The following is a 25577-nucleotide window of genomic DNA, read 5'->3' as shown; positions in this document are numbered from 1 at the left end:
GGTGGCTAAAGACTGGCGGCCATCATAGAACGCCGGTAACAAAATAGGTAGGTGACTAGACCAACGCCCGGTGTCGCTTCGCTCGCCTGGCTGTATACTGGCGGGCCATTCGAGGAGGGCCCCATGGTCGAACAAACTGAACTCAACCGGCTTTTCTGGCACAGCCGCCGCGGCATGCTGGAACTGGACGTGCTGTTGGTGCCTTTCACCCAGGAAGTCTACCCCACGCTCAACGAAACCGACCGCGAACTCTACGTGCGTCTGTTGAGCTGCGAGGATCAGGACATGTTCGGCTGGTTCATGGAGCGCACCGAGTCCGAAGACCCGGAGCTGCAGCGCATGGTTCGCATCATCCTGGACCGTGTCCAGCCCAAGTGAGTGCTTCGAGTGCCGCTGGCAAGGCTCGCGCCTGCTGCTGGCGGCCTACCTGGGGTGCCAGGTACTGGCGTGGTTCGCCGTATGGGCGAGCCCGCTGCCCGGGTGGTCGGCCCTTGCTGTTGTCGCCGCCTGTATTGCCCACGCTGGCTGGGCCATTCCCCGACGTATTCTGCTGACGCATGAGCATGCCGTTGTTGGCCTGCGCCGTGATGTGCGCGGCTGGCAGGTGTTCAGCCGTGCCCGTGGCTGGCAGCCGGTGCGCTTGTGCCGGGACAGCGTGGCGTTACCGGCGCTGGTGGTATTGCGCTTTGTGCGGGCGGGGCGCTGGTTGGGGGAGAGCCAATGCGTGCCACGGGATGCGCTGGGGGCTGATGAGCACAGGCGCTTGCGGGTGCGGTTGAAATTCAGCCGGCGCAGGTGGGCAGGGGTTGGGGCGAGTCAGGGCTGACAGGTGTTCGTCGTGGCGGCTTCAGCGCCTGCGAGATCGAGCGCCGCCCGCGCGGCGCTTCGCAGCACAAGGCTGCTCCTACCGTTTGTTTCGGGCCAGTTATTCCTGTGAGCGCGACTCGCGGCCCTGGCGTACGCCTCGATATCGTGTCGGGCAAACAAGGCGGTCGCGAGCGCAGGCACAGGCGTTACTGGCCCGAAACAGATGTAGGAGCAGCCTTGTGCTGCGAAGCGCCGCGCGGGCGGCGCTCGATCTCGCAGGCGCTGAAATTGCCGCGCCAGGGGCCGGACTTAGATCGGACTAAGAATGGTGTCCTTGGCCTCGTCCAGCATCCCCGGGTAATCCAGGGTGTAATGCAGTCCGCGGCTTTCCTTGCGCTGCATGGCCGACATGATCATCAACTCGGCCACCTGCGCCAGGTTGCGCAATTCGATCAGGTCGCGGCTGACCTTGTAGTTGCTGTAGAACTCGTCGATTTCGTCCAGCAGCAGGCGAATGCGGTGCTGCGCTCGCTGCAGGCGCTTGCTGGTGCGCACGATGCCGACGTAGTCCCACATGAAGCGCCGCAGTTCGTCCCAGTTGTGCGCAATGATCACGTCCTCGTCCGAGTCGGTGACCTGGCTGGCGTCCCAGCCGGGCAGGGCCTTGGGCATGACCACTTCATCCAGGTGCGCCTGGATGTCGGCCGCGGCGGCACGGCCATAGACGAAGCATTCCAGCAGCGAGTTGCTGGCCATGCGGTTGGCACCATGCAGGCCGGTGAAGCTGGTTTCACCTATGGCATACAGGCCCGGCACGTCGGTGTGGCCGCGGTCGTCGACGATCACTCCGCCGCAGGTGTAGTGCGCCGCAGGTACTACCGGGATCGGCTGGCGGGTGATGTCGATGCCGAAGGCCAGGCAGCGCTCGTACACGGTGGGGAAGTGGCTCTTGATGAAGTCGGCCGGCTTGTGGGTGATGTCCAGGTACACGCAGTCCACACCCAGGCGCTTCATCTCGTGGTCGATGGCGCGGGCCACGATGTCGCGCGGGGCCAGTTCTTCGCGGGGGTCGAAGCGTGGCATGAAACGCTCGCCATTGGGCAGGCGCAGCAGGGCACCTTCGCCGCGCAGGGCTTCGGTGACCAGGAAACTCTTGGCCTGCGGGTGGTACAGGCAAGTCGGGTGGAACTGGTTGAACTCCAGGTTCGCCACCCGGCAACCGGCCCGCCAGGCCATGGCGATGCCGTCGCCGCAGGCACCATCGGGGTTGCTGGTATACAGGTAGACCTTGGCCGCGCCGCCAGTGGCCAGCACGGTGAAACGCGCACCGAAGGTGTCCACCTCGCCGGTGTTGCGGTCGAGCACATAGGCACCCAGGCAGCGCTCGCCGGGCAGGCCAAGGCGACGTTCGGTAATCAGGTCGACCGCCACGCGCTGCTCCAGCAGCTGGATGTTCGGGCGTAGGCGGGCCTGCTCCAGCAGCGTGGTGAAGATGGCTGCGCCGGTGGCGTCGGCGGCATGGATGATGCGACGGTGGCTATGGCCACCTTCGCGGGTCAGGTGGAACTCGAAGCCGCCGTCGTCGACGCTGTAATGCTCGTCGCGGGTAAAGGGCACGCCTTGCTCGATCAGCCACTCGATGGCTTCGCGGCTGTGCTCGACGGTAAAGCGCACAGCTTCTTCATGGCACAGGCCGCCGCCGGCATTGAGGGTGTCCTCGACATGCGACTGCACGGTATCGGTATTGTCCAGCACTGCCGCGACACCGCCCTGGGCCCAGAAGGTCGAGCCGTTGGCCAGGTCGCCCTTGCTGAGCACGGCGACTCGCAGGTGGCTGGGGAGGTTCAGTGCCAGGCTGAGACCGGCGGCACCGCTGCCGATCACCAGGACATCATGTTGGAATTGTTGGCTCATGTCGGGACACTAGTATTCTTTGGAAGGGGCGCGGCACAATAGTCACGCGCCGATGGCATTGTGAAACTATCGTTAAAGCTGGCCGGGTTGCCTTTATAGCAGCCCCGGGTGGCCAATTTCCATGCCACTTGCCTGGTCGCGACAACCTTTGTGGGAACTTTCCGACATGGCCGGAAATCCTATGAAGGCTGCCCACGCGCCACAACTTGCCGCGGCGACGCAGGGCGGCAGGCCTGTCCGGGCTGTCCCTGCGTACTCGAAACCTGATTATCGACGTAGCCGGCCGTGACCGTGCCGCGTCTTCCGTGCAACCCGACCAAGGGCTGCAGGAAACTTGCTTGGAGGGGAGAACTTTTGCGCAAAGCCCGAGTCTATGGTTGCAAGCCTGAACGATGGCTGTTGCAACGCTCCTTCGAGTTCACTGAGGAGTGTTCATGCTAACCCAGGAAGAGGATCAGCAGCTTGTCGAGCGCGTTCAGCGCGGTGACAGGCGAGCTTTCGATCTGTTGGTGCTGAAGTATCAGCACAAGATTCTCGGGTTGATCGTGCGGTTCGTTCACGATACCCACGAGGCCCAGGATGTAGCACAGGAAGCCTTCATCAAGGCCTACCGTGCGCTTGGCAACTTCCGCGGAGACAGTGCGTTCTATACGTGGCTGTACCGCATCGCCATCAACACGGCGAAGAACTACCTGGTGTCCCGTGGAAGACGGCCGCCAGATAGTGATGTGAGCTCCGAGGATGCGGAGTTTTACGACGGCGATCATGGTCTCAAGGATCTCGAGTCCCCAGAACGCTCGTTGTTGCGGGATGAAATCGAAGGCACTGTCCATCGCACCATCCAGCAACTGCCTGAAGACCTGCGCACGGCACTGACCCTGCGCGAGTTCGACGGGCTGAGTTACGAAGACATTGCCAGTGTCATGCAATGTCCGGTGGGTACCGTGCGCTCTCGAATCTTCCGCGCTCGGGAGGCCATAGACAAAGCCCTGCAACCTTTGCTGCAGGAAACCTGAGACAGCGGCGACAGCCAAGAGAGGAACCGCCATGAGTCGTGAAGCTTTGCAGGAATCGCTGTCCGCGGTGATGGATAACGAAGCGGACGAGCTTGAACTGCGTCGTGTGTTGAACGCCGTAGACGATGCTGAAACCCGTGCCACCTGGTCGCGTTACCAGGTTGCCCGCGCAGCCATGCACAAGGAGCTGCTGCTGCCCAACCTGGATATCGCCTCGGCGGTGTCTGCAGCGCTGGCTGACGAAGCCGTGCCGGCCAAGGCCAAGAAAGGGCCATGGCGCAGCATTGGCCGCCTGGCGGTAGCTGCCTCGGTCACCGTAGCGGTGCTGGCCGGTGTGCGCATGTACAACCAGGACGAGATCACTGGCGCCGAGCTTGCTGCCCAGCAACCTGCCCAGCAAGGCCTGACTGTGCCACAAGCACAAGGCCCGGCCGTTTTGGCAGGCTATAGTGAGAGCAGTGAGCAACCGACCGGGCCGATGGCCAACGGCGTGCTGCAGAACCAGGCCGGCTGGGACCAGCGTCTGCCAGGCTACCTGCGCCAGCATGCCCAGGAATCTGCGCTCAAGGGCACTGAAACCGCATTGCCGTATGCCCGCGCCGCCAGCCTGGAAAACCGTTAAGTAAGGAGGATCATGCGCGCGCTACCTCTCCTGTCGCTGCTGATTGGCAGCTGCATGACGGTGCCAGCATTGGCGGCCAATTCCTCGCCCGAGGCGAGCGAGTGGCTGAGCAAGCTGGCACAGGCCGAGCAAAAGCAGAGCTACCAAGGCTCTTTTGTCTACGAACGCAATGGCAGCTTCTCTTCCCACGAGATCTGGCACAGGGTCGACGACGGCAAGGTCAGCGAGCGGCTGTTGCAGCTTGATGGCGCCGCCCAGGAGATCGTGCGCGTGGATGGCAAGGTAGAGTGCGTCAGCGGGGCCTTGGCCAGTGGTGTGACGACGCCGCCGGACGCCGCGCAGCGTGTGCTTGATCCACTGAAACTGATGGGCTGGTATGACTTGAGCGTGGCGGGCAAGTCACGGGTCGCCGGGCGCGATGCCGTGATCGTGACGCTCACCCCGCGCGACCAGCACCGTTATGCCTTCGAATTGCACCTGGACCGTGCTACCGGCCTGCCGCTGCGCTCGTTGATGGTCAACGACAAGGGGCAGTTGCTGGAGCGCTTCCAGATGACCCGTCTCGATACCGAAGCACCTAGCGACGACGACCTGCGCGCCAGCGCTGCGTGCAAGCCGGTGCAGCATGTGGCCGCTGCCGCCAATGACACGGTCGCCGGCTGGCGTTCGGACTGGCTGCCGCCTGGCTTCGAACTGGTCAACAGCTCGGTACGCCGCGACCCCAAGAATGACAGCACGGTCAGCAGCCTGATGTACGACGATGGCCTGGCGCGCTTCTCGGTGTTCCTCGAGCCGGTAAAGGATGAGGGCGGGACCGACATGCGCACCCAGCTTGGCCCGACTTCGGCGGTCTCGCGTCGGCTGAACACGCCCAAGGGCAAGGTGATGGTCACTGTGGTCGGCGAGATTCCGCTGGGTACCGCAGAGCGTGTGGCGCTGTCGATGCGCCCCCAGGATGGCCAGGCGCGCCAGTGATGGCGCGCATTTGCGGGCCTGGCGTGCGGGCCATGCCAAGGCGTGCGGACATGCCTCTGAAATGAAATTAAAGCATTGTCATTTGCAATCCATCGGCAAATTTTCTATAGGTCAGGCTTCTTGGAGCCTGGCCTTTCCTGCTTTGTGCAGGGGCCTTTCTAAACTACCGCTCGTTGTGACGGGAGCCGTATGTCAATACCACGCTTGAAATCCTACCTATCGATGTTCGCCGCCGTGCTGATGCTCGGCCAGGTGCTCAGCGCCCAGGCCGAGGAAGCCCTGCCGGACTTCACTACCCTGGTCGAGCAGGCCTCGCCAGCCGTGGTCAACATCAGTACCAAGCAGAAGCTGCCGGACCGCCGCATGGCCGCCGGGCAGATGCCCGACCTGGAAGGCCTGCCGCCGATGTTCCGCGAGTTCTTCGAGCGCAACATGCCGCAGCAGCCGCGCTCGCCGCGTGGCGACCGCCAGCGCGAGGCCCAGTCGCTGGGTTCGGGCTTCATCATTTCCAGCGATGGCTACGTGCTGACCAACAACCACGTGGTAGCCGATGCCGACGAAATCATCGTCCGCCTGTCGGACCGCAGCGAGCTGCAGGCCAAGCTGGTCGGCACCGATCCGCGCACCGACGTGGCCCTGCTCAAGGTCGAGGGCAAGAACCTGCCGACCGTCAAGCTGGGTGATTCCGAGAATCTGAAGGTGGGCGAGTGGGTACTGGCCATCGGTTCGCCGTTCGGCTTCGACCATTCGGTGACCAAAGGTATCGTCAGCGCCAAGGGTCGCACCCTGCCCAACGACACCTACGTGCCGTTCATCCAGACGGACGTTGCCATCAACCCGGGCAACTCCGGCGGCCCGCTGTTCAACATGAACGGCGAAGTGGTGGGTATCAACTCGCAGATCTTCACCCGTTCCGGCGGTTTCATGGGCCTGTCGTTCGCCATCCCGATCGATGTGGCGATCGATGTCTCCAACCAGCTGAAGAAAGACGGCAAGGTCAGCCGCGGCTGGCTGGGCGTGGTGATCCAGGAGGTCAACAAGGACCTGGCTGAGTCGTTCGGCCTGGACAAACCGGCCGGGGCCCTGGTGGCACAGGTGCTGGAAAACGGCCCGGCAGCCAAGGGCGGCCTGCAGGTGGGTGACGTGATCCTGAGCATGAACGGCCAGCCGATCGTCATGTCGGCCGACCTGCCGCACCTGGTCGGCAGCCTCAAGGACGGCGAAAAGGCCAAGCTGGAGATCATCCGCAACGGCAAGCGCCAGAACCTCGACATCAGCGTTGGCGCACTGCCGGACGACGATGCCGACATCGGTACCGGCGCCGAAGGCAGCGCCGAGCGCAGCAGCAACCGCCTGGGCGTCTCGGTGGCCGACCTGACCGCCGAGCAGAAGAAAGCCCTGGAGCTCAAGGGTGGCGTGGTCATCAAGGAAGTCCAGGATGGCCCGGCCGCGATGATCGGCCTTCGCCCGGGTGACGTGATCAGCCACCTGAACAACCAGGCCATCGGTTCGGCCAAGGAATTCACCGAAATCGCCAAGGAACTGCCGAAGAACCGTTCGGTGTCGATGCGCGTGCTGCGTCAGGGCCGTGCCAGCTTCATTACCTTCAAGCTGGCTGAATAAGCGGCTTGGCAAGGAGAAAAGGGCAGCTTCGGCTGCCCTTTTTCATGAAAGTTCACAATTGCAGGGGCGAATGCTGTGTACAGCCCGATAGAGGAATCTCCCATATCCCGGCAGCTTAAGGTACAATTCCCGGCTATTTTTCGGCGGGCGTCCGGCTCGCAGCCTTTTCGAGTGTTGACCCGTGAGTGATTTGAGTCATATCCGCAATTTCTCCATCATCGCCCACATCGACCATGGCAAGTCGACGCTGGCCGACCGTTTCATCCAGATGTGCGGTGGCCTGTCGGCACGCGAGATGGAAGCCCAGGTGCTCGATTCCATGGACCTGGAGCGTGAGCGCGGTATCACCATCAAGGCCCACAGCGTCACGCTCAACTACAAGGCGCAGGACGGCAAGGTCTACCAGCTGAACTTCATCGATACCCCCGGCCACGTCGACTTCACCTACGAAGTCTCGCGTTCGCTGGCGGCCTGTGAAGGCGCGCTGCTGGTGGTGGATGCCGGCCAGGGCGTCGAGGCCCAGTCCGTAGCCAACTGCTACACCGCCATCGAGCAGGGCCTTGAGGTCATGCCGGTACTGAACAAGATGGACCTGCCGCAGGCCGATCCGGATCGCGTCAAGGACGAGATCGAGAAGATCATCGGCATCGACGCCACCGACGCCGTGGCCTGCAGTGCCAAGAGCGGCATGGGCGTGGACGAGGTGCTCGAGCGCCTGGTACAGACCATCCCCGCCCCGGAAGGCGATATCGAGGCGCCGCTGCAGGCGCTGATCATCGACTCCTGGTTCGACAACTACCTGGGCGTGGTCTCGCTGGTGCGCGTACGCCACGGCCGCGTCAAGAAAGGCGACAAGATCCTGGTCAAGTCCACCGGCAAGGTGCACCTGGTCGACAGCGTGGGCGTGTTCACCCCGAAACACACCCAGACCGCCGACCTGAAGGCCGGCGAAGTGGGCTTCATCATTGCCAGCATCAAGGACATCCACGGTGCCCCGGTCGGTGACACCCTGACCCTGTCCTCGACCCCTGAGGTCGAAGTGCTGCCAGGCTTCAAGAAGATCCAGCCGCAGGTCTACGCCGGCCTGTTCCCGGTCAGCTCCGACGACTTCGAGGACTTCCGCGATGCGCTGCAGAAGCTGACCCTGAACGACTCGTCGCTGCAATACATGCCGGAAAGCTCCGACGCCCTGGGCTTCGGCTTCCGTTGCGGCTTCCTCGGCATGCTGCACATGGAGATCATCCAGGAGCGCCTGGAGCGCGAATACGACCTGGACCTGATCACCACGGCGCCAAGCGTGATCTACGAGCTGGAACTGAAAACCGGCGAGACCATCACCGTCGACAACCCGTCGAAGCTGCCAGACGTCTCGGCGGTCGCCGATTTCCGCGAGCCGATCGTCACTGCCACCATCCTGGTACCGCAGGAACACCTGGGCAACGTCATCACCCTGTGCATCGAGAAGCGTGGCGTGCAGCGCGACATGCAGTTCCTCGGCAGCCAGGTGCAGGTGCGCTACGACCTGCCGATGAACGAAGTGGTGCTGGACTTCTTCGACCGCCTCAAGTCCACCAGCCGCGGCTATGCTTCGCTGGACTATCATTTCGATCGCTACCAGTCGGCCAACCTGGTCAAGCTGGATGTACTGATCAACGGCGACAAGGTCGATGCCCTGGCATTGATCGTGCACCGCGACAACGCGGCCTACAAAGGCCGTGCGTTGACCGAGAAAATGAAGGAACTGATCCCTCGGCAGATGTTCGACGTGGCGATCCAGGCAGCTATCGGCGGCCAGATCATCGCGCGGACAACCGTCAAGGCGCTCAGAAAGAACGTACTGGCCAAGTGCTACGGTGGTGACGTCAGCCGTAAGAAGAAGCTGCTGGAGAAGCAGAAGGCCGGTAAGAAACGCATGAAACAGGTGGGTAACGTGGAGATTCCACAGGAAGCCTTCCTCGCCGTGCTCAGGTTGGATAGCTAGGTCCTATGTCGCTAAATTTCCCGCTGTTGCTAGTCATCGCCGTCTTCGTCTGCGGCCTGCTGGGCTTGATCGACCTGCTGTTCCTGGCTCCGCGCCGGCGTGCGGCAATCGCCAACTACCAGGGCAGCGTCAGCCAGCCCGAGATGGCGGTGGTCGAGCGCCTGGGCAAGGAACCGTTGCTGGTCGAGTACGGCAAGTCGTTCTTCCCGGTGCTGTTCATCGTGCTGGTGCTGCGTTCGTTCCTGGTCGAGCCGTTCCAGATCCCTTCGGGGTCGATGAAGCCGACCCTGGAAGTGGGCGACTTCATCCTGGTGAACAAGTTCTCGTACGGCATTCGCCTGCCGGTGATCGACAAGAAGGTCATCGAGGTGGGTGACCCGCAACGCGGTGATGTGATGGTGTTCCGTTACCCGAGCGACCCGAACGTCAACTACATTAAGCGTGTGGTAGGCCTGCCGGGTGACCAGGTGCGCTACACCAGCGACAAGCGGTTGTTCGTCAACGGCCAGCCGATTGCCGAACAACTGGTGGGCACCGAGCCGGGCACCCTGGGCAGCGCCGAGCTGTACAAGGAAAAGCTCGGCGAGGCCGAACACCTGATCCGCAAGGAAATGAGCCGTTACCGCATGCCGCCGGACCAGCAATGGACCGTGCCGGCAGGCCATTACTTCATGATGGGCGACAACCGCGACAACTCCAACGACAGCCGTTACTGGGATGACCCGAACATCCCGAAGGAACTGCACGGCATGGTTCCGGACCGGAACATCGTCGGCAAGGCCTTCGCGGTGTGGATGAGCTGGCCAGAGCCCAAGCTCAGCCACCTGCCCAACCTGTCGCGGGTCGGTCTGATCCATTGATACCCATCGGCGCTGGCCAGCAGGCAGCGCCGAATGCATTTCTGACATAGGCTGTGTTCTCAGGGATCGGGAGATTCGCCGCACATCGCGGCGGGCCACAGCCAAACAGTCTTTCAGGATGTTGATTTGAACAACGCGTTGAACAACGAACGGGTGGCTGCATGAGTGCTCCCCTTGCCCGTCTGGAGCGAAAGCTCGGTTATACCTTCAAGAACCAGGACCAGATGCTCCTGGCACTGACCCATCGCAGTTACGCCGGGCGCAACAATGAGCGCCTGGAGTTTCTCGGTGACGCCATTCTCAACTTCGTCGCCGGCGAAGCGCTGTTCGAGCGCTTCCCGCAGGCCCGCGAAGGCCAGCTGTCGCGCCTGCGCGCGCGCCTGGTCAAGGGTGAGACCCTGGCCCGCCTGGCCCGTGGTTTCGACCTGGGCGATCACCTGCGCCTGGGTTCGGGTGAGCTCAAGAGCGGTGGCTTCCGCCGCGAGTCGATCCTGGCCGACGCCCTGGAGGCGCTGATTGGCGCCATCTACCTGGACGCCGACATGGAAACGGCCCGGGAGCGCGTGCTGGCCTGGCTGGCCGATGAGTTCGAAGGCCTGACCCTGGTCGATACCAACAAGGACCCGAAAACCCGCCTGCAGGAGTTCCTGCAGTCGCGCAGCTGCGAGCTGCCGCGTTACGAAGTGGTGGACATCCAGGGCGAACCGCACTGCCGGACCTTCTTCGTCGAATGCGAAGTGGTGCTGCTGAACAACAAGAGCCGTGGCCAGGGCGTTAGCCGGCGTATTGCCGAGCAAGTCGCTGCCGCGTCTGCACTGATCGCCCTGGGCGTGGAGAATGGCAATGACTGATAGCAACCCGACCCGCTGCGGCTACGTAGCCATTGTCGGCCGCCCGAACGTGGGCAAGTCGACCTTGCTCAACCACATCCTCGGCCAGAAGCTGGCGATCACCTCGCGCAAGCCGCAGACCACCCGCCACAACATGCTCGGCATCAAGACCGAGGGTGACGTGCAGGCGATCTACGTCGATACCCCCGGTATGCACAAGGCCAACGACAAGGCCTTGAACCGCTACATGAACCGCAACGCTTCGGCGGCCCTGAAGGACGTCGACGTGGTGATCTTCGTGGTCGACCGCACCAAATGGACCGACGAGGACCAACTGGTGCTGGAGCGCGTGCAGTACGTGACGGGCCCACTGATCATCGCGGTCAACAAGACCGACCGCATGGAAGAGAAGGCCGAACTGATCCCGCACCTGCAATGGCTGCAGGAGCAGTTGCCGAACGCCGAAGTGATGCCTATTTCCGCGCAACAGGGGCACAACCTGCAGGCGCTGGAAGCACAGATCGCCAAGCACCTGCCCGAGAACGAGCACTTCTTCCCCGAAGACCAGATCACCGACCGCAGCAGCCGCTTCCTGGCCGCCGAACTGGTGCGCGAGAAGATCATGCGCCAGCTGGGTGCGGAATTGCCGTACCAGATCACCGTGGAAATTGAAGAATTCAAGCAGCAGGGTCATGTGCTGCACATCCATGCGCTGATCCTGGTCGAGCGCGACGGCCAGAAAAAGATCATCATTGGCGACAAGGGCGAGCGCATCAAGCGCATCGGCTCCGAGGCGCGCAAGGACATGGAGGTGCTGTTCGACTCCAAGGTCATGCTCAACCTGTGGGTCAAGGTGAAAGGCGGCTGGTCCGATGACGAGCGCGCCCTGCGCTCGCTGGGCTACGGCGACCTGTAAATTCGCCTGACGGCTCAGGTTACTCTGTGGGAGCGGGTTTACCCGCGAATGCGTCAGTGGGTTCACCATCGCATTCGCGGGTAAACCCGCTCCCACAGTTGTCTGGGGCTTTTAGAGAGCGTTTATGGAACAACCTGTCGGCCAGCCAGCCTATGTGCTGCACAGCCGTGCCTACAAGGAAACCAGCGCGCTGGTGGACTTCTTCACCCCGCAGGGCCGCATGCGCGCCGTGCTGCGCCGTGCGCGTGGCAAGGGTGGCAGCCTGGTGCGGCCGTTCGTGCCGCTGGAGCTGGAACTGCGTGGGCGTGGCGAGCTGAAGAATGTCGGGCGCATGGACAGTGCCGGCATCGCCGCGTGGCTGCATGGCGATGCCCTGTTCAGCGGTTTGTACCTCAACGAACTGCTCATGCGCCTGCTGCCCGCCGAAGCGCCTTTCCCGGCGCTGTTCGAGCACTACACCCTGACCTTGCAGGCCTTGGCCGCCGGTCGCCCGCTGGAGCCGCTGCTGCGCTCCTTCGAATGGCGGCTGCTGGACGAGCTCGGTTACGCGTTTTCGTTGCACCACGACGTCAATGACCAGGCGATCGCGGTCGATGGCCTGTACCGCTTGCGTGTGGACGCCGGCCTGGAGCGGGTCGAGCTGGTGCAACCCGGGCTGTTCCGCGGCACCGAACTGCTGGCCCTGGCCGAAGCCGACTGGGATGCCCCAGGTGCCTTGCTCGCCGCCAAGCGCCTGATGCGCCAGGCACTGGCGGTTCATCTGGGGGCAAAACCGCTGGTCAGCCGGGAACTGTTTCGCAAGCGCTGATCACGACGTATGCTGTGGGGCTCAATCTTCAGGAGAGCCTTTCGTGACTCACAGCAACCGCATGCTTCTCGGCGTAAACATCGACCACGTGGCGACCCTGCGCCAGGCCCGGGGCACGCGTTACCCTGATCCGGTCAAGGCTGCCCTGGATGCCGAGGAAGCAGGCGCCGATGGCATCACCGTGCACCTGCGTGAAGACCGCCGGCACATCCAGGAGCGTGACGTGGTGCTGCTCAAGGACGTGCTGCAGACGCGCATGAACTTCGAGATGGGCGTCACCGAAGAGATGATGGCCTTTGCCGAGAAGATCCGCCCCGCACATATCTGCCTGGTACCCGAAACCCGTCAGGAACTGACCACCGAAGGTGGCCTGGACGTGGCGGGCCAGGAAGCACGGATCAAGGCTGCGGTTGAGCGCCTGTCGCGTACCGGTGCCGAAGTGTCGCTGTTCATCGATGCCGACGAGCGGCAGATCGAGGCTTCGCGTCGCGTTGGCGCGCCTGCCATCGAACTGCACACCGGGCGTTACGCCGATGCCGAAACCCCGACCGAAGTGGCCGAGGAACTCAAGCGTATCGTCGATGGTGTGGCGTTTGGCGTGGGGCAGGGGCTGATCGTCAATGCCGGTCACGGGCTGCATTACCACAACGTCGAGGCGGTGGCGGCAATCAAAGGCATCAATGAGCTGAACATCGGCCATGCGCTGGTGGCGCATGCGCTGTTCGTCGGCTTCAAGGCCGCTGTGGCCGAGATGAAGGCGCTGATCGTGGCCGCGTCGCGCTAATCGTTGGTCGCCTGTACCGGCCTCTTCGCGGGTACCCCACAGGCCTTGAGGCTTGTGCGATCCCTGTGGGAGCGGGTTTACCCGCGAAGAGGCCGGCACAAGCGATGTATTACTCGGCTGGAAACACCAGGGTAAACCGGGTAGGCCCCAAGGGGCTGCTGCTGACCTCGACCCGCCCACCATGCAACTGCATGATCGATTTCACGATCGCCAGCCCCAACCCGGTCCCTCCCTCCAGCCGCGAGCGCCCCGAGCCCACCCGGTAAAACCGTTCGAACAAGCGCGACTGGTGTTCTTCAGCAATACCAGGCCCCTGGTTTTCCACCGAAAGCCGAACTTCGCTGCCCACGCGCTCGATACGCAGTTCCACAGGCTTGTCATCGGGGCAGTGCCGAATGGCATTGCTCAACAGGTTCGACAGTGCCCGCTGAAACATCAGCCGATCACCCTGCGCCGTCCCCCAGCCTTGCACACGCAACTCAACCCCTTTCAGCTCGGCACTGAACGCAAACAGCTCGACAACCCGCGCCGTCTCGTCGGCCAATGCCATGGGCTTGAGCGCGACCTGGGCCTGGGGTTGGCTGACCTGGGCGAGAAACAGCATGTCATTGATGATGCGGTTGAGCCGGGTCAGTTCTTCGATGCTGTCTTCCAGCACTTCCCGGTAATTCGCGTTGTCCCGTTCGCGGGCCAGCGTCACTTGCGCCTTGCCCATCAGGTTGCTCAACGGTGTGCGCAGTTCATGGGCCAGATCATCGGAGAACTGCGACAGCTGGCTGACGCCCTGATCGAGGCGGTCGAGCATCACGTTGATGCTACTGGCCAGCTCTGCCAGTTCCAGCGGCAGGCCGGTAGCGGGAAGACGATGTTGCAGGTCCTGGGCCGACACCCGCCCGGCAATGCGCCGGAAGTGCCGCAGTGGCTTCAGGCCGCGCTGCATCAGCCACCAGGCACCGGCCCCGATCAGCAGCAGCAACGGCAGCGCGAGCAAGGTGGAGTGCAGGTAGGCCTGCAGCAGGGCGTTGTCGTCGGCGCGGTTGAGCGACATCATCACCTTGACCGGGGTGTCGTCGCGCAGGCGCATCAGCCGGGTCACGGTGAGTATCTGGTTGCCATTGCTGTCGCGCCACGCATGAAAGGCCAGACGGGCATCGGTGCGCAGATCGCCTACCTGCGATTCCAGCGCTGGCCCCAGGCTGAGCAGGTGCGGGTGGCGGCCTTCGAGGGCCAGCACGCTGAGGCTGAGGTTGTCGTGTCCCATCACCAGGTCGAGCAAGGGATGGGCGCGGCTGCCCAGGTCTTCGCTACGCAGGTCGACCCGAAGGTTGTGCTCGACCTGCAGCATCTTGCGCGCCAGGTCCTTGCGTGCGCGGCTGTCCAGTTCGTGATCGAGGGCGAACACGGCCAGGCAGGCCAGCAGCACCAGTGCGGCGCCCATCAGCGTCACGCTCAGGCCCAGGCGCAGTGACAGGCTGGCGTTTTTCAAAAGCGTGCCTCGAGCACGTAGCCGACGCCGCGCAGGGTATGGATCAGCTTGTTGTCGAACGGGTCGTCGATCTTTGCCCGCAGGCGCCGTATCGAAACCTCGACCACATTGGTGTCGCAGTCGAAGTTCATGTCCCACACCAGCGAGATGATTTGGGTGCGTGACAGCACCTCGCCGGTCTGGCGCATCAGCAGGTGCAGCAGGGCGAATTCCTTGGCGGTCAGGTCTATACGCTGGCCGGCGCGGTAGGCGCGGTGGCGGCCAGGGTCCAGCTCCAGATCGGCGACGCGCAGGGTGCTGGGCTGCAGTTGCTGGTCGTTGCGGCGCAGCAGGCTGCGGATACGGGCCAGCAGTTCCGGGAACTCGAAAGGTTTGAGCAGGTAATCGTCGGCCCCCAGGTCCAGGCCCTTGACCCGGTCGGCCAAGCGGCCGTGGGCGGTAAGCATCATGATGCGCGTGGCCGATTCGGCGCGCAGCCGCTGCAGCACGGTCCAGCCATCGAGTTCGGGCAGGTTGACGTCGAGGATGACCAGGTCGTAGGGCTGCTGGAGGGCCAGGTGCAGGCCATCTGTGCCGGTGTGGGCGCAGTCGACCACGTAGCCGGTCTCGCGCAGGCCCTGTTGCAGGTAGTCGGCGGTACGCAGTTCGTCCTCGATGATCAGTAGACGCATGGGTGGGCTCGGTGTGATGAAAGGGGGCGATTCTCGACCCTGTAGTGGCGTCAGGGTCAAGGAGCGGGATGTTACGGCATGAGTAAGGACGCGCGGCGCAGATAACGGATTTGTAATCCTGGTGTTATCTGGCTGTCTGCTAGGGCCCTTTCGCGGGTAAACCCGCTCCCACAGGATTTTCACAGACGCTGAAATCCGTGCAGTTCCTGTGGGTTTACCCGCGAAGAGGCCAGCACAGACAACACAGGGCCACATTGCAAGACTGTAATCCCCGCCTCACCTTGCCGTTAGCTAGCCCTCGCTAGGATGGCCCTGTCTGATCGGTTATCACGAGGCAACCACGATGAACCTGACCAAATACCTGCTGTTGGCCACCCTTGCCCTGGGCAGCGCCAGTGTTTACGCCGAGGGCGGTGCAGAACGTTCCAAACAATTCTGGCAAGCGTTCCGCGAAGACCAGCAGCGCCTGCACGGCGACAAGCAACAGGCCGTTGCCGAGCGTGAGCGCAAGGCACAGGAGAAGGCCCGCGAGTTGGCCAAGGATTGAGTGACAGCACCTACGCCGTGACAGCTCCTCGGCGCAGGTGTATTCAGGCGCCCATCCGGGCGCCTTTTTTATTTGCGCGCCAGCAGGGTGGCGCGGCGTGGGGCCGGCAGGCCTTCGATGGTCTTGCTGTGGTCGTTCGGGTCGAGGAAGTCGCCCAGTGACTGGTAGCGCATCCACTCGGTGCTGCGCTGTTCCTCGACGCTGGTCACGCTTACGTCGACGCAACGCACGTCGCTGAAACCGGCACGGCGCAACCAGCGCTCCAGGGCCGGTACCGACGGCAGGTACCAGACGTTGCGCATCTGTGCATAGCGGTCCTCAGGTACCAGCACCTGGTTTTCGTCACCCTCGATCACCAGGGTTTCCAGCACCAGTTCACCGCCTTTGACCAGGCAGTCCTTGAGCGCCAGCAGGTGCTCGATGGGCGAGCGGCGATGGTAGAACACCCCCATGGAAAACACCGTGTCGAAACCTTCGAGGTTGGCCGGCAGGTCTTCCAGGGCGAATGGCAGGTGCCAGGCGGGCAGCTCTGGCAGGTATTGCTGAACGGCCTGGAACTGGCAGAAGAACAGCCAGTTGGGATCGACGCCAATCACCATGTCGGCGCCGGCACCGAGCATGCGCCACTGGTAGTAGCCGTTGCCGCAGCCCACGTCGAGCACGCGCTTGCCCTTGAGGTCCAGGTGCGGGCCGACCCGGGACCATTTCCAGTCCGAACGCCATTCGGTGTCCACATGCACGCCGAACAGGTCGAATGGCCCTTTGCGCCAAGGGGACAGGCCCATCAGTGCCTGGCGCATCTGCGCGCGGGTGGCGTCGTCGCAATCGCAGTCCAGGCGCAGCCCGTTGACCAGGTCGATTTCGCTCGGTTGCAGGGCGGGCAAGGCTTCCAGAGCACCTCGCCAGCGGTCGAGGTCACCGTGACCCTTCTCCAGCTTGGCTTCCAGTTGCGCTTGCAGGCCTTGCGACCAGGAAGCCAGGGGCGTGCCCGCCAGGCGGCGGACGAGGGGGGACAGATCGATCATGGCAGGGCAATCAAAGAGGCGAAGTTAAGGCATTGGAACCAGGGCACCACTTTCGAGAAACCGGCTGCGCGCAGGCGCGCCTGGTGGGCTTCGAGGGTGTCGGGCCTCATCACGTTCTCGATGGCACTGCGCTTCTGGGCAATTTCCAGTTCGCTGTAGCCATTGGCACGTTTGAAGTCCAGGTGCAGTTCATTGAGCAGGTCCTGCTGTTCATCATCGGCGAAGCGCAGTTTCTCCGAGAGGATCAGCGCACCACCGGGCAACAGCGCCTGGCGGATGCGGCCGAGCAGCTCCAGGCGCTGGTCGGGGGCGATGAACTGCAGGGTGAAGTTCATCGCCACCACCGAGGCGGGCTCGAAGGGCAGGGCCAGGATGTCGGCTTCCAGCACCTGCACCGGCAGCAGTTCCTGGAACATCGAGTCCTGGGCGGTGAGGTACTGGCGGCAACGCTCGACCATCGCCGCGGAGTTGTCCACGGCGATTACCCGGCAGCCGTCACTGCGCACATGGCGGCGCAGCGATTGGGTAACGGCACCCAACGACGCACCCAGGTCGTACAGCGCGGTATGCGGCTGGGCGAAGCGCGCGGCCAGCACGCCGAGGTTCTCGACGATGGTCGGGTAGCCCGGTACCGAGCGCTTGATCATGTCCGGGAACACACGCACCACATCCTCGTTGAAGACGAAGTCGGGCACTTGCTCCAGGGGCTGGGCGAAAAGGCGGTCGGGTTGTTTGCTCACGGGGAGGGCTCGGGCCGGAAAAACGGGGCGATATTCTAACCAAACCGGGCCAAGGTTGCCTATTTATCGGACCGAAATGACAAATGGGCGTCACAGGGGGCGTTTCCCTTGCGCACGTGTCTGGCAGAAACTGCAGATGTTTCCGTGACGGTATCGATAATTGCCTGACTCTATTAATGCCTTGTGAATACTAAGGTGCACCGGCGAGTCGCGCCAGAGGATTAATAGGAGGTTTTATATGGGAAGTGATGTCGTTGAGCCCAAAGCGTTGCCATTCGATAAGCTTACCGAAGACCAGCGTGTTGAGTTTATACCCAGTCAAATTTTCGAACTGAAGAAGAATGAGCCCGCATTCATTTTTAGTCGGGATAACTTACGAACAATCAAGCGCTATGAAAACGCCGTGCGCCAACTGCCGAAGGATTACGAGGTCAAGGTGAATGAAACGTTCGCTGCGCTTGGTCTCGACATCAATGATGTCAATGTTTTTTTCAATAACTTACGCAGTCACGTCAACTCTTGGGATCGCGTTGAGGATGCATGCAAGACCATGGGCGCAGACCTGCAGGTCTTTGCTGAGGACTTGATTGATGAAGCGAATAACCTGATAAGCAAGATCAAGTGCATGGACGCTTGGGAATCGGCAGCCATTGTGCGTGATGATACGGACAGTGTTGGGCTTTCTGCAGTGGATACGCACATCTTCAGGGAAAGTGTCGACATCCACCTGAGTGCGATTACCGAAGACATCGAGGCGAAGCTCGATGGTATCCGGCATGTCAAAGCGCTGATTGACCGTTTCGGCGATGACATTATCGAGAACCTCCAGCCCATGGCGAAATCCTTGCTGAACCGCATTGGCGGCGAGAATATCCCGGAAGCACTGGCGAAGCTGGAGCCCGAGCTCGACGAGTTGGATGCCGAGATTCTGAAAAAATTGGATGAATATAATGCGCTTGTCGGCACTGCTTTTTACGGGCTGGTTTTTGGGCCGTTAGGGCTGATAGTGACCGGCGGTATTTACGGGGCTCAGGCCGAGAAGGTGCGAGCTGATAAGAACGAGCTGATCAGAGATAGAGAGAAGCTGGCAGCCCGTCGAAGTGGGCTGCTAGGCGGTGCATCCGAGTTCGAAGTTATCAGAACTCATGTTTCCGACATGCAGTTTCGCCTGGTCGACGTCGGCACGGCCATCAAGAACCTGGAAGATGTCTGGGTTTTGATGGAGGCGTATGCCAAGAACTCCAAGAAGCGCGCGGCGGGCGTTTCTACCCAGTTGGCACTCAAACGTTTTGTCGACCGCTTCCAGCGAGTTATTTCCCCCTGGGAAAACATTCTTGGTATTTCGAACAATATATCCAGGCTGTTCAATGAAGCGCTGCAGGACTATTGAGGAGAAACTTTTTATGGAAGCCAAGGTTGATAATTTACCTGACATCAAGGTAATACTCACCAGCGAAGCGCGAATGGCCGAGCTTTACTATGCCAACATGAATGGCATGCTCCCGTCTTTGCGTGAGCGGTTGCTGGACCTGACCAAGTTGCTCAAGGCTGGCAACGACTGCATGCGGGAAAACGTACTTTCCAGTCTGGTGGCATTGAACCTGGAGCTGGACAGCAGTACAGCAGTTTTGGATGACGAGGACCTGCTACGTCTTCGCCAGAGCTTGCAGGCGGACATGGAGAATATAGCCAAGGCTGTCGAACGGGTATCTGCTTACCGTACACCCGATGTGAAGGGGCTCAGGCGAGATCAGGACGAAGTTGTCGCCAAGCTCGGCGCCTCTGCGACGCAGCTTGAGCAGACCGTGGCAGCTCAGCAGAAACGTGTCGCCGAAGTCGATGGCCTGCTCGATACCTTGGACCATCCCTCTGTTCGCGATGCGCTGCGCAATGTCATACCGCAAGAGCAGGATATTGATAGCTTGTTCGCGACGTTCAAAGACCCTTCGGTAACGCCGGAGCTTGTCAAAGGGGCTTTGGTAAAGCTCAATTCGCATCTGGACTTGCTTGAGCAGGGGCGAAAGTTTGCTGATGTTGTCGCCGCTCGTGAGCGGCTCTCCAGCAACTTGAACCAGCAAAAGCAGGGGCTGCGTACCGTTCAGAGGCAACTGGAGGAGGCGCAGGAGAAAAGCGGCCAGTTCGATCAGGTCGAACAACTGCTCGGGGAGCGTGAACCTTGGCTGGAGCAGATGAGCAAGTTCGTCCGTCATTGGCAAATGCTTTCAAACCTGATGGATGCCTCCGCCCAGCTGGCCGAGTTGCAGGCAGCGCTGGAAAAAGCCCGCGAGTACATGGTTGCCTTGCGCCGCCGCTTCGAAGCGGCCTGAAGCGTGATCACCTCACCCTGATGGCACAATCAAATGTTTGCACGGGTGGTGTGTCCGCTGCCCACGGTTGCTGATACACCAGCACCAGCTGAGCATCACCGGCGCTGCTGGCCTGGTAGCGCCAAGTGGATATCCCAGCGCTGCCAACCACTTCTTCTGCTTCCGGAGCGCTATACACCTCTGGGCCCAGGTTGCGCAGTACGTTGGCGGCCGGGTTTTCGACACGCCAGCGGTAGCCGGTGGACGGGTTGCTGGGCAAGGTTAGGGTCAGTGCCTGGCCTACCTGCAGACGGATGGGACATTCGCTTTCGGCGTCCAGTTCGACGGTCTGTGGGGGGTGTTGGGCACAGGCAGAAAGCAGGGCGAAGCTCAGGGGAACGAGCAGACGAGGGGCGGTCATGTTGGCTCCGGAGGCTGACGATGGCCTGAGGATAACCGATGATCGAGGAGATTTGTGTTGCCTGTGCCGGCCCTTTCGCGGGTAAACCCGCTCCCACAGAGATCTCACTGGGCTCAAGCCCCGCGCTATCCCTGTGGGAGCGGGTTTACCCGCGAAGAGGCCGGTGCTGGCTAGAACAGCACTTTGGCTACATCGGCGAAGCGCTTGGCGAAATGCACGGTCAGGCCTTCGCGCAGGTAGTCCGGCAGCTCCTCATAGTCCCCACGGTTAGGCTCCGGCAAGATCAGCTCGAAGATCTTCTGCCGCCGCGCCGCAATCACCTTCTCGCGCACACCGCCAATCGGCAGTACCTGCCCGGTCAGGGTCAGCTCGCCGGTCATGGCCACGCCCTTCTTCGGCGCCTGGTCTCGGGCCAGCGACAGCAGGGCGCTGGCCATGGTGATGCCGGCACTCGGGCCGTCCTTGGGCGTGGCGCCTTCGGGCACGTGCAGATGAATGAACGCTTCGTTGAAGAAGCCAGGATCACCACCAAACTGCTTGAGGTTGGAGCTGACGTAGCTGTAGGCGATTTCGGCCGACTCTTTCATCACATCACCCAGCTTGCCGGTCAGCTTGAAGCCGCGGTTGAGGGTGTGGATGCGGGTGGCTTCGATCGGCAGCGTGGCGCCGCCCATGCTGGTCCAGGCCAGGCCGGTGATCACGCCTTTGCCAGCCAGCACCTGCTCGCTGCGGAACACCGGCATGCCGAGCGCGGCGTCCAAGTCCTTGGTGCCGATCTTCAGTTTGGCCTCGGGGTTTTCCAGCAGCTTGACCACGGCCTTGCGCACCAGCTTGCCCAGTTGTTTCTCCAGCTGGCGTACCCCGGCTTCGCGGGCATAGCCTTCGATTACCGCGCGCAGGGCGCTGTCGCTGATGCCGAGGCTGGTCTTGGCCACGCCGGCCTTTTCCAGCTGCTTGGGCCACAGGTGGCGCTTGGCGATGGCCAGTTTCTCTTCGGTGATGTAGCCGGACAGGCGGATCACTTCCATGCGGTCGAGCAATGGCCCGGGGATCGAATCCAGGGTGTTGGCGGTGCACACGAACAGCACCTTGGACAGGTCCAGGCGCAGGTCCAGGTAGTGGTCGAGGAAGTCGACGTTCTGCTCCGGGTCGAGGGTTTCCAGCAGCGCTGAAGCCGGGTCGCCCTGGTAGCTCTGGCCCATCTTGTCGATCTCGTCGAGCATGATCACAGGGTTCATCACCTCGACGTCCTTCAGGGCCTGCACCAGCTTGCCGGGCTGGGCGCCGATGTAGGTGCGGCGGTGGCCCTTGATCTCGGCCTCGTCACGCATGCCGCCGACACTGAAGCGGTAGAACGGCCGGCCGAGCGATTCGGCGATGGATTTGCCGATGCTGGTCTTGCCTACCCCGGGCGGGCCCACCAGCAGCACGATCGAGCCGCTGATCTCGCCTTTCCAGGCGCCCACGGCGAGGAATTCGAGTATGCGCTCCTTGATGTCGTCGAGGCCGGCGTGGTGCTGGTCGAGGACCTTGCGTGCATGCTTGAGGTCGAGCTTGTCCTTGCCGTACACGCCCCAGGGCAGGGCGGTGGCCCAGTCCAGGTAGTTGCGGGTGACGGCGTATTCGGGCGAGCCGGTTTCGAGGATGGCCAGCTTGCCCATCTCTTCGTCGATGCGCTTGCGTGCCTGGTCCGGCAGGGTCTTGCCTTCGAGGCGCTGCTCGAACTGCTCGAGGTCGGCGCTGCGGTCATCCTTGGTCAGGCCGAGCTCCTGCTGGATGACCTTGAGCTGTTCCTTGAGGAAGAACTCGCGCTGGTGCTCGCCGATCTGCCGGTTGACCTCGGCCGAGATCTCGTTCTGCAGGCGCGCCACCTCGACTTCCTTGCGCAGCATCGGCAGGACCTTTTCCATGCGCTTGAGCATGGGTACGCAGTCGAGTACTTCCTGCAACTGGTTGCCGGTGGCCGAGGTGAGCGCGGCGGCGAAGTCGGTGAGCGGCGACGGGTCGTTGGGGCTGAAGCGGTTGAGGTAGTTCTTCAGCTCTTCGCTGTACAGCGGGTTGAGCGGCAGCAGCTCCTTGATCGCGTTGATCAGCGCCATGCCGTAGGCCTTGACCTCGTCGGTCGGCTCGGCTGGCTGACGCGGGTATTCCACCTCGACGAGGTACGGCGGGCGGTGGTGCTTGAGCCAGGTACGGATGCGTACCCGGGTCAGGCCCTGGGCGACGAACTGCAGCTTGCCGTTTTCGCGGCTGGCGTGGTGCACCTTCACCAGCGTGCCGTACTGCGGCAGCGCCGAGGTGTCGAAGTGGCGGTGGTCTTCTGGCGGGGTATCCATGAAGAACAGGGCCAGGCTGTGGTCTGGCGACTTGGCCACCAGGTCGAGGGTTTCTGCCCAAGGGTCTTCATTGACGATGACCGGCAGCACCTGGGCCGGGAAGAACGGACGGTTGTGAATCGGGATCACATAGACCTTGTCCGGCAGCTGCTGGCCGGGCAGGGCGAGGGCGTGGCCGGTTTCGGCCTGGGGAGTGGTGTGTTCGACTTCGCTGTGTTCGTCGGGATGTTCCGGGAAATCCTGCTGGTCGCTCATGGGGCACCTGCGTGAATGACTATGGTGCTTAGATGGGGCGCGGGGGGATGGGTTTCAATGGTAGTTGAAGGGTGCAGAGAGGAGTGATGCCTGTACCGGCCTCTTCGCGGGTAAACCCGCTCCCACAGGTACGGCGCCGAGCTTGGGGGCAGCGCCATACCTGTGGGAGCGGGTTTACCCGCGAATGCGGCAGCAGGTTCACTGCCGCATCTCTGGATTACTCAGCCAGTTTGTAGGCGATGATGTAGTCGCCCATCCTGGTGCCCAGCGAGCCATGCCCGCCGGCAGTCACCAGCACGTACTGCTTGCCATCCTTGCCGCTGTAGCTCATCGGCGTGGCCTGGCCACCCGCTGGCAGGCGGGCTTTCCACAGTTCCTTGCCGTTGTTCACGTCATAGGCGCGCAGGTACTGGTCCAGGGTGCCGCTGAGGAAGCCGACGCCACCGGCGGTGACGATCGAACCACCCATGCTCGGCACGCCAACCGGCATGCCGATCGGCACCGGGGTGCTGTCGCGGGTGGTGCCGTTCTTGTGCTTCCACACCACCTTGTTGGTGAACAGGTCGATGGCGGCGACATAGCCCCAGGCCGGGGCCTGGCATGGTACGCCCAGTGGCGACATGAACGGGTGCATGGTCACCGCGTACGGCGCACCGGTGTTCGGCTGCACGCCGCTGGTCTCGCTTTCGCGCTTGCTGCCCTCGGCCACCTGCTCACGCGGGATCATCTTCGACACGAAGGCCATGTAGTTGGGCGAGGTGAACAGCAGTTGGCGCACCGGGTCGACCGACACGCTACCCCAGTTGAACACACCGACGTTGCCTGGGTAGATCAGCGAGCCTTGCTCGGAAGGCGGGGTGTACTGGCCTTCGTAACGCAGTTCGCGGAACTGGATGCGGCACAGCATCTGGTCGAACGGTGTGGCGCCCCACATGGCCTGTTCGGTCAGTTCAGGGCCGAGCAGGTTGAGGTCGGAGCGGGCCTGGGTCGGCGAGGTGTGGTCGCCCTTCACCGCACCTTGCGGGGTGGGGATCTCGCGGATCGGCACGATCGGCGTGCCGTCGCGGCGGTCGAGCACGTACAGGCTGCCTTGCTTGGTCGGCACGATGATTGCCGGCTTCACGCCATCGTCGGTCTTCAGGTGGACCAGGGTCGGCTGGCTGCCGACGTCCATGTCCCACAGGTCGTGGTGGGTGAACTGGTAGTTCCAGCGAGCCTTGCCGGTGGCAAGGTCCAGGGCGACCACGCCGGCGCTGTACTTCTCGGCACCCGGGGTGCGGTTGGCGCCCCACTGGTCCGGGGTCTGGTTGCCCAGTGGCAGGTAGATCATGCCGAGGTCTTCGTCGACGCTGGCGATCGACCACATGTTGGCCGAGTTGCGGCTGTACATCTTGCCAGGAGCCAGCGGCTGGGTGTCGTCCGGGTTGTTGCTGTCCCAGTTCCACACCAGGTGGCCATCGTGTACATCGTAGGCGCGGATCACGCCGGATGGCTCGTTGGTCGACTCGTTGTCGGTGACATGGCCACCGATGATCACCAGGTCACGGGTGACCGCCGCTGGCGAGGTGGAGTAGTAGCCGCCGGCGGTGAACGGGCCGATGCCGGTGGTGAGGTCGATCACGCCCTGGTTGGCGAAACCTTCGCAGACCTTGCCGTTGTCGGCGTTGATGGCGATCAGGCGGGCGTCTGCGGTGGGCAGGTAGAGGCGGCGTGGGCAGGCCTGGGCCACGGCCTGGCCGGCGTCGGTAATTTTCGGTACCGGGCTGCCGTCGCGGCTGACGTAGCGGTTTTCGTCATAGTACGAAACGCCACGGCAGGTCATGTGGGCGAAGCCCTTGAAGGTGCCGACCGGGCTCTTGACCTGCGGGTCGTAGCGCCAGATTTCCGCGCCGGTGTCCGGGTCCAGGGCCAGCACGCGGCTGTGCGCGGTGCAGGCATAGAGCATGCCGTTGACCTTCAGCGGGGTGTTCTGGTTGGTCAGCTCCACCGGGTCGTTTTCGGTCGGCAGGTCACCGGTGCGGATGCGCCAGGCCTCTTCCAGGCGGTAGGCGTTCTGCGGGGTGATCTGGCGCAGCGGCGAATAGCGGTCGCCGTGCTCGGTGCGGCCGTAGGCCTGCCATTCGCCGTCGGGCATGGCCGGGGCGGCGCTGGCCATTTCGCTGCTGTCGCGGCCCAGTTCGCCGAACACTTCACCGGGGTGGGTGAACTGGCTGCCCAGGGCGCAAGCGCCCGAAGCGACCACTGCAATGCCGAGCAGCGCAGTGTTGGCCTTGTTGCCCGGGCCGATCAGCGGGCGCCGCGCCCAGGGCAGCAGCAGGACCACACCGATGGCAAACCAGATGGCCAGGCGTGGTACCAGTTGCCACCAGTCCAGGCCCACTTCGAGCAGGGCCCACACGGTGCTGCCCAGCAGGACCAGGCCGTACAGGCCCAGGGCGATGCGGCGCTGGGCCAGCAGCAGGATGCCCGACAGGGCAAAGCCGATACCGGCGATCAGGTAGTACAGCGATCCGCCCAGCTGGCTCAGCTTGATGCCGCCGGCCAGCAGGGCCAGGCCCATCAGCAACAGCAGCGCGCCGATCAGGCGCGGTAGCCAGCGGCTTCCATTGTTGGCACCTTCAGTGCTCATCGTAGGTTCTCCGTCAGGTCAAAAA

The 25577-nt window shown here is 62.7% G+C and carries 23 protein-coding genes; 15 read left to right on the top strand and 8 right to left on the bottom strand.

What is annotated here, in order from left to right; genetic code table 11:
* Window positions 1–123 precede the first annotated feature (123 nt).
* Complete coding sequence (locus ACGLHT_RS19480; protein ID WP_003252043.1) at window positions 124–378, top strand: succinate dehydrogenase assembly factor 2; 255 nt, start codon at window positions 124–126, stop codon at window positions 376–378.
* The gene (locus ACGLHT_RS19475; protein ID WP_100412747.1) at window positions 362–826 is read left to right on the top strand and encodes a protein YgfX; all 465 of its coding nucleotides are present in this window, start codon (window positions 362–364) and stop codon (window positions 824–826) included. Before ACGLHT_RS19480 ends, ACGLHT_RS19475 begins: the two co-directional genes overlap by 17 nt.
* Before the next feature lie 290 nt (window positions 827–1116).
* Here the strand turns inward: ACGLHT_RS19475 and nadB are convergent, their stop codons facing one another.
* Window positions 1117–2721 (bottom strand): L-aspartate oxidase, encoded by a 1605-nt coding sequence (gene nadB / locus ACGLHT_RS19470; RefSeq protein WP_274120329.1) that lies wholly within the window; start codon window positions 2719–2721, stop codon window positions 1117–1119.
* 434 nt (window positions 2722–3155) lie between these two features.
* Here nadB and rpoE point away from each other — a divergent pair, with 434 nt between their 5' ends.
* The 10 genes from rpoE to pdxJ all read left to right on the top strand — a co-directional run bounded on the left by rpoE (window position 3156) and on the right by pdxJ (window position 13136).
* A complete protein-coding gene (gene rpoE, locus ACGLHT_RS19465) occupies window positions 3156–3737 on the top strand; it encodes an RNA polymerase sigma factor RpoE (RefSeq protein ID WP_003252049.1) in 582 nt (193 codons plus the stop codon).
* Window positions 3738–3768: 31 nt separating this feature from the next.
* The gene (locus tag ACGLHT_RS19460) at window positions 3769–4359 is read left to right on the top strand and encodes a sigma-E factor negative regulatory protein (RefSeq protein WP_075046173.1); all 591 of its coding nucleotides are present in this window, start codon (window positions 3769–3771) and stop codon (window positions 4357–4359) included.
* Between the two features lie 12 nt (window positions 4360–4371).
* Entirely contained in the window at window positions 4372–5334 is a 963-nt protein-coding gene (locus ACGLHT_RS19455; RefSeq protein ID WP_274120328.1) for a MucB/RseB C-terminal domain-containing protein, read from the top strand.
* Window positions 5335–5556: 222 nt separating this feature from the next.
* On the top strand, window positions 5557–6957 hold the full coding sequence (locus tag ACGLHT_RS19450) for a DegQ family serine endoprotease (RefSeq protein ID WP_394520098.1): 1401 nt from the start codon (window positions 5557–5559) through the stop codon (window positions 6955–6957).
* Between the two features lie 181 nt (window positions 6958–7138).
* Complete coding sequence (gene lepA / locus ACGLHT_RS19445) at window positions 7139–8938, top strand: translation elongation factor 4 (RefSeq protein WP_025340425.1); 1800 nt, start codon at window positions 7139–7141, stop codon at window positions 8936–8938.
* A gap of 5 nt (window positions 8939–8943) precedes the next feature.
* The gene (lepB, locus tag ACGLHT_RS19440) at window positions 8944–9798 is read left to right on the top strand and encodes a signal peptidase I (RefSeq protein ID WP_003258486.1); all 855 of its coding nucleotides are present in this window, start codon (window positions 8944–8946) and stop codon (window positions 9796–9798) included.
* Window positions 9799–9959: 161 nt separating this feature from the next.
* On the top strand, window positions 9960–10649 hold the full coding sequence (gene rnc / locus ACGLHT_RS19435) for a ribonuclease III (RefSeq protein WP_003258487.1): 690 nt from the start codon (window positions 9960–9962) through the stop codon (window positions 10647–10649).
* On the top strand, window positions 10642–11544 hold the full coding sequence (era, locus tag ACGLHT_RS19430) for a GTPase Era (protein ID WP_015271595.1): 903 nt from the start codon (window positions 10642–10644) through the stop codon (window positions 11542–11544). Before rnc ends, era begins: the two co-directional genes overlap by 8 nt.
* Before the next feature lie 124 nt (window positions 11545–11668).
* Window positions 11669–12352: a DNA repair protein RecO gene (recO, locus tag ACGLHT_RS19425; RefSeq protein ID WP_015271594.1), complete on the top strand. Its 684-nt coding sequence runs from the start codon at window positions 11669–11671 to the stop codon at window positions 12350–12352.
* Between the two features lie 61 nt (window positions 12353–12413).
* Complete coding sequence (gene pdxJ / locus ACGLHT_RS19420; RefSeq protein WP_153670549.1) at window positions 12414–13136, top strand: pyridoxine 5'-phosphate synthase; 723 nt, start codon at window positions 12414–12416, stop codon at window positions 13134–13136.
* Between the two features lie 109 nt (window positions 13137–13245).
* Here pdxJ and ACGLHT_RS19415 read toward each other — a convergent pair whose 3' ends face one another.
* Together ACGLHT_RS19415 and ACGLHT_RS19410 are read right to left on the bottom strand one after the other, a co-directional pair.
* Complete coding sequence (locus ACGLHT_RS19415) at window positions 13246–14622, bottom strand: heavy metal sensor histidine kinase (protein WP_274120326.1); 1377 nt, start codon at window positions 14620–14622, stop codon at window positions 13246–13248.
* The gene (locus ACGLHT_RS19410; protein ID WP_137162299.1) at window positions 14619–15293 is read right to left on the bottom strand and encodes a heavy metal response regulator transcription factor; all 675 of its coding nucleotides are present in this window, start codon (window positions 15291–15293) and stop codon (window positions 14619–14621) included. Before ACGLHT_RS19410 ends, ACGLHT_RS19415 begins: the two co-directional genes overlap by 4 nt.
* A gap of 343 nt (window positions 15294–15636) precedes the next feature.
* On the opposite strand from ACGLHT_RS19410, the gene ACGLHT_RS19405 reads away from it, so the two are divergent.
* Window positions 15637–15840 (top strand): hypothetical protein, encoded by a 204-nt coding sequence (locus ACGLHT_RS19405; protein WP_025340422.1) that lies wholly within the window; start codon window positions 15637–15639, stop codon window positions 15838–15840.
* Window positions 15841–15908: 68 nt separating this feature from the next.
* Here the strand turns inward: ACGLHT_RS19405 and cmoB are convergent, their stop codons facing one another.
* On the bottom strand, window positions 15909–16865 hold the full coding sequence (cmoB, locus tag ACGLHT_RS19400) for a tRNA 5-methoxyuridine(34)/uridine 5-oxyacetic acid(34) synthase CmoB (protein WP_025340421.1): 957 nt from the start codon (window positions 16863–16865) through the stop codon (window positions 15909–15911).
* A complete protein-coding gene (gene cmoA / locus ACGLHT_RS19395; RefSeq protein WP_025340420.1) occupies window positions 16862–17605 on the bottom strand; it encodes a carboxy-S-adenosyl-L-methionine synthase CmoA in 744 nt (247 codons plus the stop codon). The genes cmoB and cmoA overlap by 4 nt, the downstream gene beginning before the upstream one ends.
* A 238-nt stretch (window positions 17606–17843) precedes the next feature.
* Here cmoA and ACGLHT_RS19390 point away from each other — a divergent pair, with 238 nt between their 5' ends.
* On the top strand, window positions 17844–18995 hold the full coding sequence (locus ACGLHT_RS19390; protein ID WP_137162297.1) for an alpha-xenorhabdolysin family binary toxin subunit A: 1152 nt from the start codon (window positions 17844–17846) through the stop codon (window positions 18993–18995).
* Window positions 18996–19008: 13 nt separating this feature from the next.
* On the top strand, window positions 19009–19932 hold the full coding sequence (locus tag ACGLHT_RS19385) for an alpha-xenorhabdolysin family binary toxin subunit B (RefSeq protein WP_137162296.1): 924 nt from the start codon (window positions 19009–19011) through the stop codon (window positions 19930–19932).
* 7 nt (window positions 19933–19939) lie between these two features.
* Here the strand turns inward: ACGLHT_RS19385 and ACGLHT_RS19380 are convergent, their stop codons facing one another.
* The 3 genes from ACGLHT_RS19380 to ACGLHT_RS19370 all read right to left on the bottom strand — a co-directional run bounded on the left by ACGLHT_RS19380 (window position 19940) and on the right by ACGLHT_RS19370 (window position 25552).
* Window positions 19940–20332, bottom strand: a complete 393-nt coding sequence (locus ACGLHT_RS19380; RefSeq protein ID WP_137162295.1) for a protease inhibitor I42 family protein — start codon at window positions 20330–20332, stop codon at window positions 19940–19942.
* Window positions 20333–20502: 170 nt separating this feature from the next.
* On the bottom strand, window positions 20503–22923 hold the full coding sequence (gene lon, locus ACGLHT_RS19375; RefSeq protein WP_274120325.1) for an endopeptidase La: 2421 nt from the start codon (window positions 22921–22923) through the stop codon (window positions 20503–20505).
* 217 nt (window positions 22924–23140) lie between these two features.
* Complete coding sequence (locus tag ACGLHT_RS19370; protein ID WP_238066867.1) at window positions 23141–25552, bottom strand: glucose/quinate/shikimate family membrane-bound PQQ-dependent dehydrogenase; 2412 nt, start codon at window positions 25550–25552, stop codon at window positions 23141–23143.
* Between the last annotated feature and the right edge of the window lie 25 nt (window positions 25553–25577).

Source organism: Pseudomonas sp. PsB (assembly GCF_043658375.1).
In the GTDB taxonomy this organism is placed as follows: Bacteria; Pseudomonadota; Gammaproteobacteria; order Pseudomonadales; family Pseudomonadaceae; genus Aquipseudomonas; species Aquipseudomonas putida_Z.
This window is presented reverse-complemented; position numbering and strand designations above follow the sequence as displayed.

Bases quoted from the DNA above. Each gene is read 5' to 3' on its own strand.
- ACGLHT_RS19480 (WP_003252043.1), top strand. From the start codon at position 124: ATGGTCGAACAAACTGAACTCAACCGGCTTTTCTGGCACAGCCGCCGC.
- nadB (WP_274120329.1), bottom strand. From the start codon at position 2,721: ATGAGCCAACAATTCCAACATGATGTCCTGGTGATCGGCAGCGGTGCC.
- rpoE (WP_003252049.1), top strand. From the start codon at position 3,156: ATGCTAACCCAGGAAGAGGATCAGCAGCTTGTCGAGCGCGTTCAGCGC.
- ACGLHT_RS19460 (WP_075046173.1), top strand. From the start codon at position 3,769: ATGAGTCGTGAAGCTTTGCAGGAATCGCTGTCCGCGGTGATGGATAAC.
- ACGLHT_RS19455 (WP_274120328.1), top strand. From the start codon at position 4,372: ATGCGCGCGCTACCTCTCCTGTCGCTGCTGATTGGCAGCTGCATGACG.
- ACGLHT_RS19450 (WP_394520098.1), top strand. From the start codon at position 5,557: ATGTTCGCCGCCGTGCTGATGCTCGGCCAGGTGCTCAGCGCCCAGGCC.
- lepB (WP_003258486.1), top strand. From the start codon at position 8,944: ATGTCGCTAAATTTCCCGCTGTTGCTAGTCATCGCCGTCTTCGTCTGC.
- rnc (WP_003258487.1), top strand. From the start codon at position 9,960: ATGAGTGCTCCCCTTGCCCGTCTGGAGCGAAAGCTCGGTTATACCTTC.
- era (WP_015271595.1), top strand. From the start codon at position 10,642: ATGACTGATAGCAACCCGACCCGCTGCGGCTACGTAGCCATTGTCGGC.
- recO (WP_015271594.1), top strand. From the start codon at position 11,669: ATGGAACAACCTGTCGGCCAGCCAGCCTATGTGCTGCACAGCCGTGCC.
- pdxJ (WP_153670549.1), top strand. From the start codon at position 12,414: ATGCTTCTCGGCGTAAACATCGACCACGTGGCGACCCTGCGCCAGGCC.
- ACGLHT_RS19410 (WP_137162299.1), bottom strand. From the start codon at position 15,293: ATGCGTCTACTGATCATCGAGGACGAACTGCGTACCGCCGACTACCTG.
- ACGLHT_RS19405 (WP_025340422.1), top strand. From the start codon at position 15,637: ATGAACCTGACCAAATACCTGCTGTTGGCCACCCTTGCCCTGGGCAGC.
- cmoB (WP_025340421.1), bottom strand. From the start codon at position 16,865: ATGATCGATCTGTCCCCCCTCGTCCGCCGCCTGGCGGGCACGCCCCTG.
- ACGLHT_RS19390 (WP_137162297.1), top strand. From the start codon at position 17,844: ATGGGAAGTGATGTCGTTGAGCCCAAAGCGTTGCCATTCGATAAGCTT.
- ACGLHT_RS19385 (WP_137162296.1), top strand. From the start codon at position 19,009: ATGGAAGCCAAGGTTGATAATTTACCTGACATCAAGGTAATACTCACC.
- ACGLHT_RS19380 (WP_137162295.1), bottom strand. From the start codon at position 20,332: ATGACCGCCCCTCGTCTGCTCGTTCCCCTGAGCTTCGCCCTGCTTTCT.
- lon (WP_274120325.1), bottom strand. From the start codon at position 22,923: ATGAGCGACCAGCAGGATTTCCCGGAACATCCCGACGAACACAGCGAA.
- ACGLHT_RS19370 (WP_238066867.1), bottom strand. From the start codon at position 25,552: ATGAGCACTGAAGGTGCCAACAATGGAAGCCGCTGGCTACCGCGCCTG.